Origin of the sequence: Variovorax sp. UC74_104 (genome assembly GCF_044055375.1) — a bacterium.
Taxonomy (GTDB): Bacteria; Pseudomonadota; Gammaproteobacteria; order Burkholderiales; family Burkholderiaceae_C; genus Variovorax.
Map to the genome: position 1 here is coordinate 1,791,591 of NZ_CP171978.1, position 19,133 is coordinate 1,810,723.

Sequence of the window (19,133 nt, forward strand, 5' to 3'; positions counted from 1 at the left end):
GCGATGGAACAGTTTCACGGCACCACCATCGTGAGCGTGCGCCGCAAGACCCCCCAGGGCGACCAGGTCGCCATCGGCGGGGACGGGCAGGTCACTCTCGGCAACATCGTCATCAAGGGCACGGCGCGCAAGGTGCGCCGCCTCTATCACGGCAAGGTGCTTGCCGGCTTCGCGGGCGCCACGGCGGACGCCTTCACGCTCTTCGAGCGCTTCGAGGCCAAGCTCGAGAAGCACCAGGGGCACCTGACCCGCGCCGCGGTCGAGCTCACCAAGGACTGGCGCACCGACCGCGTGCTGCGCAAGCTCGAGGCCATGCTCGCAGTGGCCGACGCCACCACCTCCCTCATCATCACCGGCAACGGCGACGTGCTTGAGCCCGAGGACGGCGTGATCGCCATCGGCTCGGGCGGCGCGTATGCCCAGTCGGCGGCCAAGGCGCTGATCGAGAACACCGAGCTTTCGGCCGAGCAGATCGTGCGCAAATCGCTGGCGATCGCCGGAGAAATCTGCATTTATACGAACATGAACCACACGGTGGAAGCGCTCTGACCATGTCCATGACCCCCCAGGAGATCGTCTCCGAGCTCGACAACCACATCGTCGGCCAGCCGGCAGCCAAGCGCGCCGTGGCCATCGCCCTGCGCAACCGCTGGCGCCGCCAGCAGGTGGACGACAAGCTGCGCCACGAGATCACGCCGAAGAACATCCTCATGATCGGCCCCACGGGCGTGGGCAAGACCGAGATCGCCCGCCGCCTCGCGCGACTGGCCGACGCGCCCTTCATCAAGGTCGAGGCCACCAAGTTCACCGAGGTGGGCTACGTGGGCAAGGACGTCGACTCCATCATTCGCGACCTGGCCGAGATCGCCGTCAAGCAGACGCGCGAGGCCGAGAGCATCAAGGTGCGCGCACGCGCCGAGGATGCCGCCGAGGAGCGTATCCTCGACGTGCTGCTGCCCCAGGCGCGCAGCGCCGACGGCAGCTCCACCGCGACCGACGCCAGCAACGCCACCCGCCAGGCCTTCCGCAAGAAGCTGCGCGAGCACCAGCTCGACGACAAGGAGATCGAGCTCGACCTCGCCGAGACCCGCGCTCCGCTGGAGATCATGGGCCCTGCCGGCATGGAGGAAATGACCGAGCAGCTGCGCGGCATGTTCGGCCAGCTCGGCGGAGGCAAGCGCAAGACGCGCAAGCTCAAGATCGCCGAGGCGCTGCGCCTCCTGACCGACGAGGAAGCCGCCAAGCTGGTCAACGAGGACGAGATCCGCGCACAGGCGATCGCCAATGCCGAGCAGAACGGCATCGTCTTCATCGACGAGATCGACAAGGTCGCCACCCGCAGCGAAGCCCAGGGCTCCGACGTGTCGCGCCAGGGCGTGCAGCGCGACCTGCTGCCGCTGGTGGAGGGCACGGCCGTCACCACCAAGTACGGCGTGGTGCGCACCGACCACATGCTGTTCATCGCGAGCGGGGCCTTCCACCTGAGCAAGCCCAGCGACCTCATTCCCGAGCTGCAGGGGCGCTTTCCGATCCGCGTGGAGCTGCAGTCGCTCTCGGTGGCGGACTTCGAGAGCATCCTCACGCAGACCCGTGCGTCGCTCGTGAAGCAGTACCAGGCGCTCCTCGCCACCGAGGGCGTGACGCTCGAATTCACGCCCGAGGGCGTGAACCGGCTGGCCACCATCGCCTTCGAGGTGAACGAGCGCACCGAGAACATCGGCGCACGCCGTTTGTCCACCGTGATGGAGCGCCTGCTGGATGAGGTAAGCTTCGACGCGACCCGCCTCGAAGGGCAATCGATCCGCATCGATGCCGCCTATGTCGACCAGCGCCTCGCGGCACTAAGTCACGACGAAGACCTTTCGCGCTTCATCCTCTGAAGCCGCTTCTCTCTCCCCCTGTAACGGGGGAATCCTTCACGCATCACTTTCACTGCGTGAGCTAAGTGCTTAATTCTCAACGAAATTCGCCGGTTCCAAGGATTTGGAATCGGCGCTAAGTCGTTGATTCCATTACAAAAAATAGCCCAAACGGCCAGTTGCTTCCGAAGTGTTTCCTGCTACAGTGCAAAAAAGTGCAGTTAAGTGGGAAAAAGTGCGGGTAGTGCCCCTTTCGGGTGCTGCAGCACTCCCAACACAGGGGTTTCGTGGTCGTGTTTCAAGGCGCTTCATCGCTCAGTCTGGATGCCAAGGGGCGGCTCTCCGTGCCGACCCGGCATCGTGACGTCCTGAGCGCGACGGCAGGCGGCCAGCTCACGATCACCAAGCATCCGCACGGATGCCTGATGGTGTTCCCCCGTCCCGAATGGGAAAAATTCCGCGAGCGCATCGCCGCGCTGCCGATGTCGGCCCAGTGGTGGAAGCGCGTCTTCCTGGGCAACGCCATGGACGTCGAGATGGACGGCACCGGCCGCATCCTGGTGTCGCCCGAGCTGCGCGCGGCCACCGGCATCACGCGCGAGACGCTGCTGCTGGGCATGGGCAACCACTTCGAGCTCTGGGACAAGGCCACCTACGAGGCCAAGGAGGCCGAGGCCACCCAGGGCGAGATGCCGGACGTATTCCAGGACTTCGCGTTCTGAGGGGCATCGTGAACACGCCCTGGACCCACACGACCGTCTTGCTCGGCGAGGCGGTGGAAGCTCTTCTATCCGGCAGCACGGCGGCCACCGGCACCTACGTGGACGCCACCTTCGGAAGAGGAGGGCACGCGCGCGCGATCCTCGCGCGGCTGGCGCCGGAAGGCAGGCTCATCGCATTCGACAAGGATGCGGAAGCAGTGGCCGAAGCAGCGCGCATCTCCGATGCGCGTTTTTCCATCCGCCACCAGGGATTCCGTTCGATCGGCGAACTGCCCGATGCGAGCGTCGCGGGCCTGCTCATGGACCTGGGCGTGAGCTCGCCGCAGATCGACAACCCGGTGCGCGGTTTCAGTTTTCGTTTCGACGGTCCGCTCGACATGCGCATGGACACCACGCGCGGCGAGAGCGTGGCCGAGTGGCTGGCAACGGCCGAACTACAGCAGATTGCAGAGGTGATCCGTGACTATGGCGAAGAACGGTTTGCTGTTCAGATTGCAAAGGCGATTGTTGCTCGCCGACAAGAACGGGGCCCAATTTCAACCACCACCGAACTGGCCGAGCTCGTGGCTGGCACGGTCAAAACCCGCGAGCCGGGCCAGAACCCTGCAACGCGCACATTTCAGGCTTTTCGGATTTTCATCAACGCCGAGCTTGAAGAGCTGCAACAGGCGCTAGAAGCCAGCCTGTCGGTGCTGCAGCCCGGTGGGCGGCTCGCGGTCATCAGCTTCCATTCGCTGGAAGACCGCATCGTCAAGCAGTTCATCGCGAAGCATTCGAAGGAGGTCTACGACCGCCGCGCGCCGTTCGCCGCGCCCAAGGCCATGAAGCTGCGCGCGCTGGAGCGCATCAAGCCCTCGGAGGCCGAGGTGAGCGGTAACCCGCGAGCGCGCAGCGCCATTCTGCGAGTGGCGGAACGAACGGAGGCCCCATGAGCGCCGCCCGGCCGCCCGAAGGCGCTCGCCCCCTCGCTTGCGAGGGGGTGGGCGAAGCCGCGCAGCGGCGCAGCCTGGGGGAGGTTCTCTAGCCATGGCCCGCGTGAACCTGCTCCTGCTGATGGCCGTCATTGCGACGGCTTTGTACCTTGTGCACACCCAGTACCTGTCGCGCCAGCTCTACACCGAGCTCGACCGCGTGCAGCAGGACGCCCGCCGCCTGGAAACCGAGCGCGACCGCCTGCAGGTCGAGAAGCGCGCGCAGGCCACGCCGCTGCGCGTCGAGCGGCTCGCCAAGGAGCAGCTGCAGATGCGCACCACCTCCCCGGCGATCACGCAATACGTGCGCCCCGACGGCTCCGTGATTCCCGCCGTCGCACCGGTGGCGCCGACGCCGGCCGCCACCACCGCCAAGCCGGCAGCCAAACCCGTGGCCAAGCCGGCCACCGCAGCGAGGGCCGCGCGATGACCCGTGGCAACCGCAGCGTCCGCTACACCACCAGCCCCTTGCTCGCGAGCAAGACGCCGGTGTGGCGCAGCAAGCTCATCGTGGCCGGCATCGCCTTCGGCTTCCTGGTGCTGGCCGGCCGCGCGGCCTACGTGCAGGTCATCGGCAACAGCTTCTTCCAGCGCCAGGGCGAGGTGCGCTTCGCGCGAACGCTGGAGCTGCCGGCCAATCGCGGCCGCATCCTCGACCGCAACGGGCTCATCCTCGCCTCCAGCGTGGTCGCGCCCAGCATCTGGGCCATTCCGGAGGACATCGAGCGCGACGACCCCGAGGTGCGCGCCAAGCTCAAGCAGGTGGCCAAGCTGCTGGAGATGTCGCAGAAGGACTTCGACAAGAAGCTCGAGGACGAGGACAAGACCTTCGTCTGGATCAAGCGCCAGGTCGACGAGCCCATCGCCAAGCAGATCGCGGCGATGAACCTCAAGGGCATCTACCAGCGCAAGGAATACAAGCGCCAGTACCCCGAGGGCGAGGCCGCCGCGCACGTGGTGGGCTTCACCAACGTGGAAGACAACGGTCAGGAAGGCATCGAGCTGGCCTTCAACAAGGACCTGGCCGGCAAGGCCGGATCGCGCCGCGTCATCAAGGACCGCCTGGGCCGCGTGGTCGAGGGCGTGGGCGAGACCGTGCCGCCGCTGGACGGCAAGGACATCCAGCTCAGCGTCGACAGCAAGGTGCAGTTCTTCGCCTACCAGAAGCTGCGCGACGCCGTGACCGCGCGCAAGGCCAAGGCCGGCAGCGTGGTGGTGCTCGACTCCGTCACCGGCGAGGTGCTGGCGCTGGCCAACTACCCGAGCTACGTGCCCGACAAGCGCCAGAACCTTACCGGCGAGCAGCTGCGCAACCGCGCGCTCACCGACACCTTCGAGCCCGGCTCGACCATGAAGCCGATCACGGTGGGCATGGCGCTGGAAGCCGGCCGCGTGAAGCCCTCGACGCTGATCGAAACCGGGCCCGGCCGCTACCAGATCGGCGGCTTCACCATCAGCGACACGCACAACTACGGCACGCTGACGGTCGAGGGCGTGATTCAGAAGTCGAGCAACGTCGGCGCGCTCAAGATCGCCCAGAAGATGACCCCGCACGAGATGTGGGACACCTACACCGCGCTGGGCTACGGCCAGAAGCCGCAGATCCAGTTCCCCGGCGCCGTGACCGGCCGGCTGCGCCCCTGGAAGACCTGGAAGCCGGTCGAGCAGGCCACCATGGCCTATGGCTACGGCCTGTCGGCGTCGCTGTTCCAGATGGCGCATTCGTACACCGCGTTCGCGCACGACGGCTCGCTCATCCCGGTGACCATCCTGAAGAACTCCGAGCCGCCGGTGGGCGTGCGCGTGTTCTCGCCGTCCAACGCGCTGGCGGTGCGCAAGATGCTGCAGATGGCCGCCGGCCCCGGCGGCACCGGCACGCGCGCGCAGACGGTCGGCTATTCGGTCGGCGGCAAGTCGGGCACGGCCCACAAGCAGGTCGGCAAGGGCTACGCCAGCAACAAGTACCGCGCGTGGTTCACCGGCATGGCGCCCATCGAGAAGCCGCGCATCATCGTCGCGGTGATGATCGACGAGCCCAGCGACGGCCAGTATTTCGGCGGCCTGGCGGCCGCTCCCGTGTTCAGCGAGGTCGTGCAGCAGACGCTGCGCATGATGAACGTACCGCCCGACCTGGCGGTCAAACCGCTTGTGATGACGCAGGGCGTCGACGAGAGCTTCTGAACATGCTGACCTTCACTTCCCCCCAACTGGTCGCCGCCTGGCTGAAGGAGCGCGCGCCGCAGGCCGCGCTGCACGCCGACAGCCGCGCCGTGGGCGCGGGCGACGTCTTCATCGCCTGGCCCGGCGCCGCCACCGACGGGCGCAGGCACGTGGCTGCCGCGCTGGCGCAGGGCGCCGCCGTCTGCCTGGTGGAGCACGAGGGCGTCGAGCCCTTCGGCTTCGATCAGGGCGAATACAGCGAGCGCATCGTGAGCTACCCCGGCCTGAAGGCCGCCACCGGCCCGATCGCCTCGGCCTTCTACGACAACCCCTCGGCCGTGCTCGAACTGCTGGCCGTGACGGGCACCAACGGCAAGACTTCCACCGCCTGGTGGCTGGCCGAGTCGTTGTCCACGCTGCGGGCGGCCGGCGGCGTGCGCGTGATGAAGCCCGACGGCACGATGCAGCGCGACGCGCCGTCGCCCTGCGCGGTGATGGGCACGCTGGGCATCGGCGTGCCGCCCGATCTGACCTACACCGGCCTCACCACGCCAGACCCGGTGATGATGCAGCGCGAGCTGCGCTCGCTCGTCACGCGCGGCTTCGGCGCCTGCGCCATCGAGGCATCGTCCATCGGCATCGCCGAGCGCCGCCTCGACGGCGCGCAGATCGCCGTGGCGGTGTTCACCAACTTCACGCAGGACCACCTCGACTACCACGGCAGCATGGACGCCTACTGGCAGGCCAAGGCCGAGCTGTTCCGCTGGCCCGGCCTGCGCGCCGCGGTGATCAACATCGACGACACGCACGGCGCCAGCCTGTGCGCGAACCTGCTCGACGCCGGCATCGGCGCGCTCGACGTCTGGACCGTGTCGGCCGGCGGCAAGCCGGCCCGTCTCGTGGCGCGCGACATCGGCTACGACGCGCAGGGCCTGCAGTTCTCGGTGGCCGAGCACGGCACGGCTGCCGTGGAGCGCCTGTCGACCGGGCTCATCGGCCAGTACAACGTCTCGAACCTGCTGGGCGTGCTCGGCACGCTGCGCGCGCTGGGCCTCACGCTGGCCCAGGCCGTGGCCGCCTGCGCCAATCTCACCAGCGTGCCCGGCCGCATGGACCGCGCGGGCACCGGCGAAGGCGCCCCGCTGGCCGTGGTCGACTACGCCCACACGCCCGACGCGCTCGACAAGGCGCTGATCGGCCTGCGCCCGCTGGCAAAGCAGCGCGGCGGCGCGCTGTGGTGCCTGTTCGGCTGCGGCGGCGACCGCGACCCGATCAAGCGCCCGATGATGGCCGCCGTCGCCGAGCGCCAGGCCGACCGTGTGATCGTCACCAGCGACAACCCGCGCAGCGAGAAGCCCGACGCGATCATCAGCCAGGTGCTGCGCGGTTTCTCGCGCCCCGACGCGGCGCAGGTGCAGCCCGACCGCGCGGTGGCCATCGCCGACGCGATCGCGCAGGCCGCGCCACAAGACGTGGTGCTGATCGCCGGCAAGGGCCACGAGGCCTGGCAGGAAATCGCCGGCCAGCGCATCGAGTTCTCGGACAAGGCCCATGCGCTGCAGGCGCTGGCAAAGAGGGGAGCCGCGGCATGACCGGCATCACGACACCCCTGGACATCACCCTGACCCGGATCCAGCAATGGATTCCGGGTTCGCGCCTCGTCGGCGACGGATCCATCGTCATCGCCCGCGTGCACACCGACACGCGCACGCTCGCGCCCGGCGACCTGTTCGTCGCGCTGAAGGGCGAGCGCTTCGACGCCAACGATTTCCTCGCCGAGGCGAAGAAGCAAGGGGCAGTTGCAGCCATCGCGCACCACGGCCTGGAGGCCGCGGGCCTCGCAGGCCTCGAGGTGCCCGACTCGCTGGTCGCGCTGGGCGCGCTCGGCGCGGGCTGGCGCGCGCAGTTCGACCTGCCGCTGATCGCCGTGACCGGCAGCAACGGCAAGACCACGGTCACGCAGATGATCGCGGCCGTGCTGTTCGCCTTCCGCGCCGAACGGGCGCTGGCCACGGCCGGCAACTTCAACAACGAGATCGGCGTGCCGCTCACGCTGCTGCGCCTGCGCGCGCAGCACCAGCGCGCGGTGCTGGAGTTGGGCATGAACCATCCGGGCGAGATCGCGCGGCTGGCGGCCATCTCGCGTCCGACCATCGCGCTGGTCAACAACGCGCAGCGCGAGCATCAGGAGTTCATGGCCACTGTCGAGGCGGTGGCCGTCGAGAACGCCGCCGTGTTCGCGGTGCTGCCGGAAGACGGCACGGCGGTCTTCCCCTACGGCGACGAGTTCACCTCGCTGTGGACCGACATGGCGCACGCGGGCGGCTCGCGCCGCTGCCTGACCTTCGGCGAGCACGAGGACGCCGACGTCTCGCTGCTGCGCGCCGAATGGAAGCAGGGGGCCTGGGCCGTGGGCATCCGCACGCCGGTGGGCAACTTCGACGCGCGCCTGCACATCGCCGGCCGGCACAACGTCGTCAATGCGCTGGCCGCCACGGCCTGCGCGCTCGCGGCGGGCGTGTCGCTGGAGACTATCGGCGCGGGCCTGTCGGCCTTCGAGCCGGTCAAGGGCCGCTCGCGCGCCAGCGAGATCGCGCTGCCCGGCGGGCATGCGCTCACGCTGGTCGACGACAGCTACAACGCCAACCCCGATTCCGTGATCGCCGCCATCGACGTGCTGGCCGCGCTGCCAGGCCCGCGCCTGCTGGTGCTGGGCGACATGGGCGAGGTGGGCGACCGCTCGCCCGAGTTCCACGCCGAAGTGGGCGAGCATGCCCGCCGGCGCGGCATCGAGTCCGTCTATGCGCTCGGCGCCGCCACCGCGCACACCGTTGCCGCTTTCGCCGGCGCCGACGGCCGCCATTTCGAAGAGTTCGACGCGCTCGCCGCGGCCGTGCTCGCACGCCTGCCGCAGGCCGGCAGCGTGCTCGTCAAGGGATCGCGCTTCATGAAGATGGAGCGCGTGGTGCAGGTCGTCGAGCAGGCACGGCAACAACAACCACAACAACAAGAGGAGGGCGGCCATGACGCATGAGCCGCGCGAAACCACATGCTGCTGACACTGGCCCAATGGCTGCAGACGCTGTCGCCCGAGTTCGGGTTCCTGCGCATCTTCCAGTACCTCACCTTCCGTGCGCTGATGGCCGCGCTGACGGCGCTCGTGGTCGGCCTGGTGGCCGGCCCCTACGTGATCCGCCGCCTCACCGCGCTCAAGATCGGCCAGCCGGTGCGCGGCTACGGCATGGAGACGCACCTCACCAAGAGCGGCACGCCCACCATGGGCGGCGTGCTGGTGCTGTTCTCGATCGCATTCGCCACGCTGCTGTGGTTCGACATCTCCAACAGGTTCGTGTGGATCGTGCTGTGGGTGACCATGGGCTTCGGCGCCATCGGCTGGGTGGACGACTGGCGCAAGGTGGTGCGCAAGGACCCGGAGGGCATGCGCTCGCGCGAGAAGTATTTCTGGCAGTCGGTGGTGGGGCTGATCGCGGCCTTCTACCTGCTCTTCAGCATCTCGGAGAGCTCCAACTGGCGCGTGGTGCAGCTGTTCTTCGCATGGGTGCAGTCGGGCTTCGACCTCGACTTCCCGCCCAAGATCAACCTGCTGGTGCCCTTCTTCAAGGAAGTGAGCTATCCGCTGGGCGGCATCGGCTTCGTGATCCTCACCTACCTGGTGATCGTGGGCGCGAGCAACGCCGTGAACCTGACCGACGGCCTGGACGGGCTGGCGATCATGCCGGTGGTGATGGTGGGCTCGGCGCTGGGCGTGTTCGCCTACGTCACGGGCAGCGCGGTGTATTCCAAGTACCTGCTGTTCCCCAACATCCCCGGCTCGGGCGAGCTGCTGGTGTTCTGCTCGGCCATGGCCGGCGCGGGCCTGGCCTTCCTGTGGTTCAACACGCATCCGGCGCAGGTGTTCATGGGCGACGTGGGCGCGCTGGCGCTGGGCGGCGCGCTGGGCACCATCGCGGTCATCGTGCGCCAGGAGATCGTGTTCTTCATCATGGGCGGCATCTTCGTGGTCGAAGCGATCTCGGTGATGGCCCAGGTCACCTACTTCAAGTACACGAAGAAGCGCTTCGGCGAAGGCCGGCGCGTGCTCAAGATGGCGCCGCTGCACCATCACTTCGAGAAGAGCGGCTGGCGCGAGACGCAGGTCGTGGTGCGCTTCTGGATCATCACGATGCTGCTGTGCCTCGTGGGCCTTTCGACGCTGAAGCTGCGGTAACGGAAACATGCGGCACCTGAAAGACCTCCCCGTCCTCATCCTCGGCCTCGGCGCGTCCGGGCTGGCGATGGCGCGCTGGTGCGCGCGCCACGGCGCGGTCGTGACCGTGGCCGACACGCGCGAGGCGCCAGCACTGCTCGCCACGCTGCGCGAGGAACTGCCGGGCGTGACCTTCGTCAGCGGGCCGTTCTCGGCCGCGCTGGTCGAAGGCACGCCGATCCGCGCCGTGTACCGCTCGCCGGGCCTGTCGCCCGCGACCATCGCGCCGGTGGCCGATGCGGCGCGTGCCGTGGGGCTGCCGGTTGGCGGCGAGCTGGATCTTTTCGCACGTGCGCTGCTGGATCTGCGTACGGTGGAAGTGCCGGTGGTGGAAGCCGAGGCGGAACCGGAGGCCGCGCCTGCTGCCGAAGCGCCCGTGGAAGCCGCCGAGCCCGAGCCTCAGGCGGAACTGTCGCTGGAAGAGCCCGCGGCCGCCGATCAGGTGGCGGCCGAAGCTGAGCCGATTCAGCCGTCCGCCGCTCCTGCGGAAGCCGAATCGCCCGCCGCCGAAGCAGTCGCCGAACCGGCTCCCGAGCCGACCGTGCCCGCGCAGGCCGAAGCCATGTCGCGCGATCCGTCGATGAGCGTCGCCGTGCCGCAGCCGCCGCAGGCCGAAGAATCGCCCGCGCCTGCCGAAGCCACGGAGGCTGTCGCACAGCCGGCGGCAGAACCCGCATCCGAATCCACCGACGCGGCCACGGCCGAAACACCGCAGGCTCCCGAACCCATCGCCCCCGAGACTTCCGAAGCTCCGGCAGCTACGCCCGCGCCCGCCACCGTTTCCCGCCTGCCCACCATCGGTAAGCCCTACGTCCCGACCGCAGCCAAGGAAGCCGCCGAGTTCGTCGCGCGCATCGCCGAGCTCTCCGCCACCAACCCGGCCTCGGCCGCCGTCGAGGAAGAGCCCTCGCCGCAGCTCGAACTGGCCCCGCCCGTGGAGCCCGAGGCGCCCAAGGGCTACACGCCCGCGGTGCTGGCCATCACCGGCACCAACGGCAAGACGACGGTCACCTCGCTCACCGGCCAGCTGGTCGAGCGTGGGGGCAAGACCGTGGCCGTGGCCGGCAACATCGGCCCGACGCTGCTCGACACGCTTTCGGCGCACATGGATGCCGAGACGCTGCCCGACGTGTGGGTGCTGGAGCTGTCCAGCTTCCAGCTCGACGGCGTTCAGGGCTTCGAGCCCACCGCCGCGACCGTGCTCAACCTCTCGCAGGACCACCTGGACTGGCACGGCGATATGGCGTCGTACGGTGCGGCCAAGGCGCGCATCTTCGGCGCGCACGGGCTGATGATCCTCAACCGCGACGACGCTGGCGTGATGGCGATGCTGCCCGCGCCCGTCAGGGTCAAGCTGCAGCGCCCGCAGATCCGCACGCACGTCACCTTCGGCTCCGCGATGCCGATGCGCCCGGGCGACTACGGCATCGAGCGCGTCAACGGCATGTCCTGGCTGGTGCGCGCGCTGGAGGCCGACGAGACGCAGAAGCGCAAGCGCGGTGCCGTGGTCGAGGAAGAGATCTTCCTGCAGCGCCTGATGCCCGCCGACGCGCTGCGCATCCGCGGCCGACACAACGCCATGAACGCGCTCGCGGCCCTGGCGCTGGCCAGCGCTGCCGGCTGCCCGCTGAACGCCATGCTCTACGGCCTGCGCGAGTACCAGGGCGAGCCGCACCGCGTGGAGCCCATCGCCGTCATCGACGAGGTCGAGTACTTCGACGACAGCAAGGGCACCAACGTGGGCGCCACCGCCGCCGCGCTGACCGGGCTGGGTGAGGAGCGCCGCGTGGTCGTCATCCTCGGCGGCGAAGGCAAGGGGCAGGACTTCGAGCCGCTCGCCGCGCCCGTGCGCCAGTACGCGCGCGCCGTGGTGCTCATCGGCCGCGACGCGCCGGTCATCGAAGCCGCGCTGGCATCCACCGGCGTCTCGCTGCTGCACGCCGCCTCGATGGACGAGGCCGTGAAGCTCGCCTCCGCGCGCGCCAACCCCGGCGATGCCGTGCTGCTGTCACCGGCCTGTGCGAGCTTCGACATGTTCAAGGACTACGCGCACCGCGCCGAGGTGTTCCGCGAGGCCGTGCAGGCCTACGCCGACAGCCCGCGCGGCCTGGGCGATTCGACGACGGAGGACCCGGTTTGAACTCTGCCGCCTCAGGCGCCACGCCCAACGCATCCACCAGCCGTTTCGGCGGCTGGTTCAGGCGCGCGCGCAGCGGGATCGACTCGCTGCCCGTGCACCTGCCCGTGCGGCTGGGCGGCGCCGGCATCGCGCAGACCAAGGCCACGCCGATGCGCGTGTTGGGCTTCGACCAGGCGCTGGTCTGGGTCACGGTCGCGCTGCTGACCTGGGGCCTGATCATGGTGTATTCGGCCTCCATCGCGCTGCCCGACAACCCGCGCTTCGCGCGCGCCGGCTACAGCGCCTCGTACTTCCTCACGCGCCACGCGGCCTCGGTGGTGTTCGCGTTCATCGCCGCGCTGCTGGCCTTCCAGATCCCGATGAAGACCTGGGAGCGCGCCGCGCCCTGGCTCTTCGTGGCCTCGCTGCTGCTGCTGGTGGCGGTGCTCATTCCGCACATCGGCATCAACGTGAACGGCGCGCGCCGCTGGCTGCCGATGGGCTTCATGCGCTTCCAGCCCTCGGAGCTGGCCAAGCTGGCGATGGTGCTCTACGCCGCCAGCTACATGGTGCGCAAGATGGAGATCAAGGAGCGCTTCTTCCGCGCCGTGCTGCCGATGGGCGTGGCGGTGGTGGTGGTCGGCATGCTTGTGATGGCGGAGCCCGACATGGGCGCCTTCATGGTGATCGCCGTGATCGCCATGGGCATCCTGTTCCTGGGCGGCGTGAACGCGCGCATGTTCTTCCTGATCGCCGCGCTGGTGGTGGTGGCCTTCGGCACCATCGTCGCGAGCAGCCCGTGGCGCCGCGAGCGCATCTTCGCGTACCTCGATCCGTGGAGCGAGGAGCACGCGCTGGGCAAGGGCTACCAGCTGTCGCACTCGCTGATCGCCATCGGGCGCGGCGAGATCTTCGGCGTGGGCCTGGGCGGCAGCGTCGAGAAGCTGCACTGGCTGCCCGAGGCGCACACCGACTTCCTGCTGGCCGTGATCGGCGAGGAGTTCGGCCTCGTCGGCGTGCTGCTGATCATCGGCCTGTTCCTCTGGCTCACGCGCCGCATCATGCACATCGGCCGCCAGGCCATCGCGCTCGACCGCGTGTTCTCGGGCCTCGTGGCCCAGGGCGTGGGCGTGTGGCTGGGCTTCCAGACCTTCATCAACATGGGTGTGAACCTCGGCGCACTGCCGACCAAGGGGCTGACGCTGCCGCTGATGAGCTTCGGCGGCTCGGCGATCCTGATGAACCTGGTGGCGCTGGCAGTCGTTCTGCGCATCGATTACGAGAATCGAGTCCTCATGAGAGGAGGTCGCGTATGACCGGTCGCACCGCACTCGTCATGGCCGGCGGCACCGGCGGCCACATCTTCCCCGGACTCGCCGTGGCCGAGGCCTTGCGCGAGCGCGGCTGGAAGGTGCACTGGCTCGGCGCTCCCGGCAGCATGGAAGAAAAACTGGTTCCGCCGCGCGGCTTCGCCTTCGAGCCCGTGCAGTTCGGCGGCGTGCGCGGCAAGGGCCCGCTCACGCTGTTCCTGCTGCCACTGCGCCTGCTGCGCGCCTTCTGGCAGAGCCTGGGCGTGGTGCGCCGCGTGAAGCCCGACGTGCTGGTGGGCCTGGGCGGCTACATCACCTTCCCCGGCGGGATGATGGGCGTGCTGATCGGCAAGCCGCTGGTGCTGCACGAGCAGAACTCGGTGGCCGGCCTCGCCAACAAGGTGCTGGCGGGCGTGGCCGACCGCGTGTTCACCGCCTTCCCCAACGTGCTGAAGAAGGCGCAGTGGGTGGGCAACCCGCTGCGTGCGGCCTTCACTTCCAAGCCGGCGCCGGCCGAGCGTTTCGCGGGCCGCACCGGTCCGCTGAAATTGCTGGTGGTGGGCGGCAGCCTTGGCGCGCGCGGCCTCAACACCGTGGTGCCGCAGGCGCTGGCCCGCATCGAGCCGGCCTCGCGCCCGCAGGTGCTGCACCAGAGCGGCGCCAGGCAGATCGACGAACTGCGCGCCAACTACGAGGCCGCGGGCGTCGAAGGCGAACTCACGCCCTTCATCGAAGACACCGCGCAGGCCTACGCGGACGCCGACATCATCGTCGCGCGCGCCGGTGCCAGCACCGTCACAGAAATCGCGGCCGTCGGCGCAGCAGCGCTGTTCGTGCCTTACCCATCGGCGGTCGACGACCACCAGACCACCAATGCGCGCTTCCTCGTGGACGCGGGCGGCGGCTGGCTGGTGCAGCAGGCCGACCTCACTCCTGAATTGCTGGCTGACTTGCTACAGAAAACCGGGCGCGATGCGCTGATAGAGAAGGCCGAGAAGGCCAAGACCATGCAGAAGACAGAGGCGGTGGAAGCCGTCGTCAGAGCCTGCGAGGAGCTTGCAAGATGAAGCACGCTATTCGTCATATTCACTTCGTGGGCATCGGCGGTTCCGGCATGAGCGGCATCGCCGAAGTGCTGCTGAACCTGGGCTACAAGATCACCGGCTCCGACCTGGCCGACAGCGCCACGCTGCGCCGGCTCGCTGGCCTGGGCATCGGCACCTTCGTGGGCCACGCGGCCGCGCACATCGAGGGTGCGGATGCGGTCGTCACGTCGACGGCGGTGCAGTCGGACAACCCCGAGGTGCTGGCCGCGCGCGAGAAGCGCATTCCGGTCGTGCCGCGCGCGCTGATGCTGGCCGAGCTGATGCGGCTGAAGCAGGGCATCGCCATTGCCGGCACGCACGGCAAGACCACGACCACCAGCCTGGTGGCGAGCGTGCTCGACGCCGCCGGGCTCGATCCGACCTTCGTGATCGGCGGGCGCCTAAACAGCGCCGGCGCCAACGCGCAGCTCGGCAGCGGCGACTACATCGTGGTGGAAGCCGACGAGTCGGACGCCTCGTTCCTGAACCTGCTGCCGGTGATGGCGGTGGTCACGAACATCGACGCCGACCACATGGAGACCTACGGGCACGACTTCGCGAAGCTCAAGAAGGCCTTCGTCGACTTCCTGCACCGCATGCCGTTCTACGGCGTGGCCATTCTGTGCACCGACGATCCGGCGGTGCGCGAGATCGTGGCCGACGTGACCTGCCCGGTCACCAGCTACGGCTTCGGCGAGGACGCCCAGGTGCGCGCCATCGACGTGCGCGCCGTCGGCGGCCAGATGCACTTCACCGCGCAGCGCCGCAACGGCGTGACGCTGCCCGACCTGCCCATCGTGCTGAACCTGCCGGGCGAGCACAACGTGCGCAATGCGCTGTCGGTGATCGCGGTGGCGGTCGAGCTCGGCATTTCCGACGAGGCGGTGCAGCGCGGGCTGGCCGGTTTCAAGGGCGTGGGCCGCCGCTTCCAGAGCTACGGCGACGTGGCTGTGCAGGGCGGGGATGCTGCCGGCACCTTCACGGTGATCGACGACTACGGCCACCACCCCGTGGAGATGGCCGCCACCATCGCGGCCGCGCGCGGCGCGTTTCCGGGCCGCCGGCTGGTGCTGGCCTTCCAGCCGCACCGCTACACCCGCACGCGCGACTGCTTCGAGGACTTCGTGAAGGTCATCGGCACGGCCGACGCGGTGCTGCTCGGCGAGGTCTATGCCGCCGGCGAGGCACCCATCGTGGCCGCCGACGGCCGCACGCTGGCGCGCGCGCTGCGCGTGGCGGGCAAGGTCGAGCCGGTCTTCGTCGACGACATCGCCGCGATGCCGCGCGCCATTCTCGACAACGCCCGTCCGGGCGACGTGGTGCTCTCGATGGGCGCGGGCTCCATCGGCGCGGTGCCGGCCAAGGTGGTCGAGCTCGGCGCGGCGGTGGCCACGGCAGCTACGGCGGCGGCCGCATCTTCAACATCCGAGCGCGCCTCGCGCAAAGGGAGGGCCTCATGAGCCTTCAGGACCCCAAGCTCTTCGGCAAGGTCGCCGTGCTGTTCGGCGGCAGTTCGGCCGAACGTGAAATCTCGCTGATGTCGGGCACCGGCGTGCTGGAGGCGCTGCGCTCGCGCGGCGTGGATGCGCATGCCTTCGATCCGTCGCAGCGCGAACTGTCCGAGCTGAAGCATGAAGGCTTCGCGCGCTGCTTCGTCGCGCTGCACGGCCGCCACGGCGAGGACGGCACCGTGCAGGGCGCGCTCGAGCTGCTCGGCATTCCCTACACCGGCTCGGGCGTGATGGCCTCGAGCGTGGCGATGGACAAGGTCATGACCAAGCGCATCTGGCAGGCCGACGGCCTGCCCACGCCCAAGTACGTGCGCCTGGCCTTCGACCAGCAAAGCCGCGAGCAGGTCAGGGCGGTGCCCGACGTGCTCGGCCTGCCGCTGATCGTGAAGCCGCCGCGCGAAGGCTCGTCCATCGGCGTGACCAAGGTGCAAGGTTATTCAGAGATGCAGGACGCGGTGGCGCTGTCGGCCAAGTACGACGCCGACGTGCTGTGCGAGGAATTCATCGAGGGCGAGGAAGTGACCTGCGCCGTGCTCGGCCACGGGCTCGACGCGCGCGCGCTGCCGGTGGTGCGCATCGCCGCGCCCGAGGGCGCCTACGACTACCAGAACAAGTACTTCACCGACGACGTGAAGTACCAGTGCCCGAGCGGCCTGCCCGAAGCCGAGGAGCACGAGATCCAGCGCATCACGCTGGCCGCCTACCGCACGCTCGGCTGCCGCGGCTGGGGCCGCGCCGACGTGATGATCCGCGCCAGCGACCGCAAGCCCTTCCTGCTCGAGATGAACACCTCGCCCGGCATGACCAGCCACTCGCTGGTGCCGATGTCGGCCCGCGCCGCGGGCATCGCGTACGAGGAGCTGTGCCTGCGGGTGCTGGCTGCCGCCACGCTGGACGCAACGGGAGGCTCGCTATAGCCATGGCCGACAGCATTCCAGCGCCCTTCGACGTCAAGCTCATGAACATCGTCGCCAACCTTGCGTTCGCGGCGGTGGCGCTCATGCTGCTTGCCGCGGGCGCGTGGTGGGTGCTGCGCCAGCCTTTCTTCCCGATCGCCGGCATCAAGGTGGACGGCGAGGTCACGCACAACAACGCGGTCACGCTGCGCGCCAACGTGGCGCCGCAGCTCAAGGGCAATTTCTTCACCATCGACCTGGCGCGCGCGCGCGCGGCCTTCGAGTCGGTGCCGTGGGTGCGCAGCGCGGTGGTGCGGCGCGAGTTCCCGAACAAGCTGCGCGTGACGCTGACCGAGCAGGTGCCGGTGGCCACCTGGGGCGACGAGTCGAGCTCGAAGCTGATCAACGGCTTCGGCGACGTGTTCGAGGCCAACGTGGCCGAGGTGGACGACAACCTGCCGCGCCTGGACGGCCCGATCGAGCAGGCCGGCCAGGTGCTCGGCATGTACCGCGTGCTGCAGCCGCAGTTCCAGCCCTACGACCTGAGCATCGACGAGCTCACGCTGTCGAGCCGCGGCAGCTGGAAGGTGGTGCTCGACAGCGGCGCCGAGCTGGAGCTCGGCCGCGGCCAGGGCGAGGAGGTGACGGCCCGCCTGCAGCGCTTCCTGAAGACCGTGACCCAGGTCGCGGGCCAGTACCGCCGCACCATGGCCGACGTCGAGGGCGCGGACCTGCGCCACAACGACGCGTATGCACTGCGGCTGCGCGGCGTCACCACGGTCTCGCCCGAGGCCCCAAGAAAAATCAAGTAGCGAATACCGAGGAATCGAGGACATTTCAATGCCCAAAGAATACAAAGACCTGGTCGTAGGACTCGACATCGGCACCGCCAAGGTGATGGTGGTCGTGGCCGAGGTGCTGCCCGGCGGCGAGCTCAAGCTGGCCGGCCTGGGTATCGCGCCGAGCAACGGCCTCAAGCGCGGCGTGGTGGTGAACATCGACGCCACCGTGCAGAGCATCCAGCAGGCGCTGAAAGAGGCCGAGCTGATGGCCGACTGCAAGATCAGCCGCGTCTACACCGGCATCACCGGCAGCCACATCCGCGGCATCAACTCCAGCGGCATGGTGGCGGTGAAGGACAAGGAAGTGACGCCCGCCGACGTGGCCCGCGTGGTGGAGACGGCGCGCGCCATCAACATCTCCAGCGACCAACGCCTGCTGCTGGTGGAGCCGCAGGAGTTCGTGATCGACGGCCAGGACGTGAAGGAGCCGATCGGCATGAGCGGCATGCGCCTGGAGGCCAAGGTGCACATCGTGACCGGCGCGCAGAGCGCGGCCGAGAACATCATCAAGTGCGTGCGCCGCTGCGGCCTGGAAGTCGACCAGCTCATGCTGAACCCGCTGGCCTCCAGCCAGGCGGTGCTCACCGAAGACGAGCGCGAGTTGGGCGTGGTGCTGGTGGACATCGGTGCGGGCACGACCGACGTGGCGATCTTCACCAACGGCGCGATCCGCCACACGGCAGTGATCCCGATCGCGGGCGACCTCATCACCAGCGACATCGCGATGGCGCTGCGCACGCCCACGAAGGACGCGGAAGACATCAAGGTCGAGAACGGCTTCGCCAAGCAGCTGCTGGCCGACCCCGAGACGCAGGTCGAAGTGCCGGGCCTCGGCGACCGCGGCCCGCGCATGCTGAGCAAGCAGGCGCTGGCCGGCGTGATCGAGCCGCGCATCGAGGAGATCTTCTCGCTGGTGCAGCAGGTGGTGCGCGAGTCGGGCTACGAAGAGGTGCTGTCGTCGGGCGTGGTGCTCACGGGCGGCAGCGCCGTGATGCCCGGCATGGTCGAGCTCGGCGAGGACATCTTCCTCAAGCCCGTGCGCCGCGGCATCCCGAAGTATTCGAGCGCGCTGTCGGACATGGTCGCGCAGCCCCGCGCCGCGACGGTGATGGGCCTGCTCGAGGAAGCACGCTTCGCACGCATGCGCGGCTTCAAGGTCGCGCAGAAGAATGGGTCGGTAAAGACTGCATTCGGACGTTTCAAGGACTTCATCGTGGGGAATTTCTAGCCATGATCAAGTCTCCACTCTGGCTCGCCCGCGGCAGCCCCCCAATGCATTTCAACGAGCGATGGCGACGAACAGGTCCACCATCGCGACGGGCTCTTCGTTGATCCCGTCAGTACACAAGAAATATTCACAGACACATAACGGCAACTGCAAGATTCAAGGA

16 protein-coding genes are annotated in these 19,133 nt (G+C 68.7%); all 16 read left to right on the forward strand.

What is annotated here, in order from left to right; translation table 11 throughout:
• The first annotated feature begins 3 nt into the window (after window positions 1–3).
• Window positions 4–549: an ATP-dependent protease subunit HslV gene (gene hslV, locus ACHMXA_RS08395; RefSeq protein ID WP_007832466.1), complete on the forward strand. Its 546-nt coding sequence runs from the start codon at window positions 4–6 to the stop codon at window positions 547–549.
• A 2-nt stretch (window positions 550–551) separates the two neighbouring features.
• Window positions 552–1,880 (forward strand): ATP-dependent protease ATPase subunit HslU, encoded by a 1,329-nt coding sequence (gene hslU, locus ACHMXA_RS08400; RefSeq protein WP_395320037.1) that lies wholly within the window; start codon window positions 552–554, stop codon window positions 1,878–1,880.
• A gap of 272 nt (window positions 1,881–2,152) precedes the next feature.
• Entirely contained in the window at window positions 2,153–2,581 is a 429-nt protein-coding gene (mraZ, locus tag ACHMXA_RS08405; protein ID WP_081270207.1) for a division/cell wall cluster transcriptional repressor MraZ, read from the forward strand.
• An 8-nt stretch (window positions 2,582–2,589) separates the two neighbouring features.
• On the forward strand, window positions 2,590–3,513 hold the full coding sequence (gene rsmH / locus ACHMXA_RS08410) for a 16S rRNA (cytosine(1402)-N(4))-methyltransferase RsmH (protein WP_395320039.1): 924 nt from the start codon (window positions 2,590–2,592) through the stop codon (window positions 3,511–3,513).
• Between the two features lie 94 nt (window positions 3,514–3,607).
• Window positions 3,608–3,982, forward strand: coding sequence for a cell division protein FtsL (ftsL, locus tag ACHMXA_RS08415; protein WP_395320041.1), 375 nt, complete (start codon window positions 3,608–3,610; stop codon window positions 3,980–3,982).
• Window positions 3,979–5,733 carry a peptidoglycan D,D-transpeptidase FtsI family protein gene (locus tag ACHMXA_RS08420; RefSeq protein ID WP_395320043.1) on the forward strand — a complete coding sequence of 585 codons (1,755 nt, stop codon included), beginning with the start codon at window positions 3,979–3,981 and terminating at the stop codon, window positions 5,731–5,733. Before ftsL ends, ACHMXA_RS08420 begins: the two co-directional genes overlap by 4 nt.
• Window positions 5,734–5,735: 2 nt before the next feature.
• Entirely contained in the window at window positions 5,736–7,304 is a 1,569-nt protein-coding gene (locus ACHMXA_RS08425; protein ID WP_395320045.1) for a UDP-N-acetylmuramoyl-L-alanyl-D-glutamate--2,6-diaminopimelate ligase, read from the forward strand.
• Window positions 7,301–8,746 (forward strand): UDP-N-acetylmuramoyl-tripeptide--D-alanyl-D-alanine ligase, encoded by a 1,446-nt coding sequence (gene murF, locus ACHMXA_RS08430; protein WP_395320047.1) that lies wholly within the window; start codon window positions 7,301–7,303, stop codon window positions 8,744–8,746. Before ACHMXA_RS08425 ends, murF begins: the two co-directional genes overlap by 4 nt.
• Window positions 8,747–8,761: 15 nt before the next feature.
• A complete protein-coding gene (mraY, locus tag ACHMXA_RS08435) occupies window positions 8,762–9,940 on the forward strand; it encodes a phospho-N-acetylmuramoyl-pentapeptide-transferase (protein ID WP_395320049.1) in 1,179 nt (392 codons plus the stop codon).
• A gap of 7 nt (window positions 9,941–9,947) precedes the next feature.
• On the forward strand, window positions 9,948–12,119 hold the full coding sequence (murD, locus tag ACHMXA_RS08440; RefSeq protein ID WP_395320051.1) for a UDP-N-acetylmuramoyl-L-alanine--D-glutamate ligase: 2,172 nt from the start codon (window positions 9,948–9,950) through the stop codon (window positions 12,117–12,119).
• Complete coding sequence (gene ftsW / locus ACHMXA_RS08445) at window positions 12,116–13,414, forward strand: putative lipid II flippase FtsW (protein WP_176667828.1); 1,299 nt, start codon at window positions 12,116–12,118, stop codon at window positions 13,412–13,414. Before murD ends, ftsW begins: the two co-directional genes overlap by 4 nt.
• Window positions 13,411–14,475, forward strand: a complete 1,065-nt coding sequence (murG, locus tag ACHMXA_RS08450; RefSeq protein ID WP_395320054.1) for an undecaprenyldiphospho-muramoylpentapeptide beta-N-acetylglucosaminyltransferase — start codon at window positions 13,411–13,413, stop codon at window positions 14,473–14,475. The genes ftsW and murG overlap by 4 nt, the downstream gene beginning before the upstream one ends.
• Window positions 14,472–15,953, forward strand: a complete 1,482-nt coding sequence (gene murC, locus ACHMXA_RS08455; RefSeq protein WP_395320056.1) for a UDP-N-acetylmuramate--L-alanine ligase — start codon at window positions 14,472–14,474, stop codon at window positions 15,951–15,953. The genes murG and murC overlap by 4 nt, the downstream gene beginning before the upstream one ends.
• Entirely contained in the window at window positions 15,950–16,921 is a 972-nt protein-coding gene (locus tag ACHMXA_RS08460) for a D-alanine--D-alanine ligase (protein ID WP_395320058.1), read from the forward strand. The genes murC and ACHMXA_RS08460 overlap by 4 nt, the downstream gene beginning before the upstream one ends.
• 2 nt (window positions 16,922–16,923) lie before the next feature.
• Window positions 16,924–17,712 (forward strand): cell division protein FtsQ/DivIB, encoded by a 789-nt coding sequence (locus ACHMXA_RS08465; protein ID WP_395320060.1) that lies wholly within the window; start codon window positions 16,924–16,926, stop codon window positions 17,710–17,712.
• A 28-nt stretch (window positions 17,713–17,740) separates the two neighbouring features.
• A complete protein-coding gene (ftsA, locus tag ACHMXA_RS08470) occupies window positions 17,741–18,970 on the forward strand; it encodes a cell division protein FtsA (RefSeq protein WP_093196937.1) in 1,230 nt (409 codons plus the stop codon).
• Window positions 18,971–19,133: the final 163 nt, after the last annotated feature.

Bases quoted from the DNA above. Each gene is read 5' to 3' on its own strand.
- hslV (WP_007832466.1), top strand. From the start codon at position 4: ATGGAACAGTTTCACGGCACCACCATCGTGAGCGTGCGCCGCAAGACC.
- hslU (WP_395320037.1), top strand. From the start codon at position 552: ATGTCCATGACCCCCCAGGAGATCGTCTCCGAGCTCGACAACCACATC.
- ftsL (WP_395320041.1), top strand. From the start codon at position 3,608: ATGGCCCGCGTGAACCTGCTCCTGCTGATGGCCGTCATTGCGACGGCT.
- murC (WP_395320056.1), top strand. From the start codon at position 14,472: ATGAAGCACGCTATTCGTCATATTCACTTCGTGGGCATCGGCGGTTCC.
- ACHMXA_RS08465 (WP_395320060.1), top strand. From the start codon at position 16,924: ATGGCCGACAGCATTCCAGCGCCCTTCGACGTCAAGCTCATGAACATC.
- ACHMXA_RS08420 (WP_395320043.1), top strand. From the start codon at position 3,979: ATGACCCGTGGCAACCGCAGCGTCCGCTACACCACCAGCCCCTTGCTC.
- mraY (WP_395320049.1), top strand. From the start codon at position 8,762: ATGCTGCTGACACTGGCCCAATGGCTGCAGACGCTGTCGCCCGAGTTC.
- ACHMXA_RS08425 (WP_395320045.1), top strand. From the start codon at position 5,736: ATGCTGACCTTCACTTCCCCCCAACTGGTCGCCGCCTGGCTGAAGGAG.
- murD (WP_395320051.1), top strand. From the start codon at position 9,948: ATGCGGCACCTGAAAGACCTCCCCGTCCTCATCCTCGGCCTCGGCGCG.
- ftsA (WP_093196937.1), top strand. From the start codon at position 17,741: ATGCCCAAAGAATACAAAGACCTGGTCGTAGGACTCGACATCGGCACC.
- ACHMXA_RS08460 (WP_395320058.1), top strand. From the start codon at position 15,950: ATGAGCCTTCAGGACCCCAAGCTCTTCGGCAAGGTCGCCGTGCTGTTC.
- murG (WP_395320054.1), top strand. From the start codon at position 13,411: ATGACCGGTCGCACCGCACTCGTCATGGCCGGCGGCACCGGCGGCCAC.
- murF (WP_395320047.1), top strand. From the start codon at position 7,301: ATGACCGGCATCACGACACCCCTGGACATCACCCTGACCCGGATCCAG.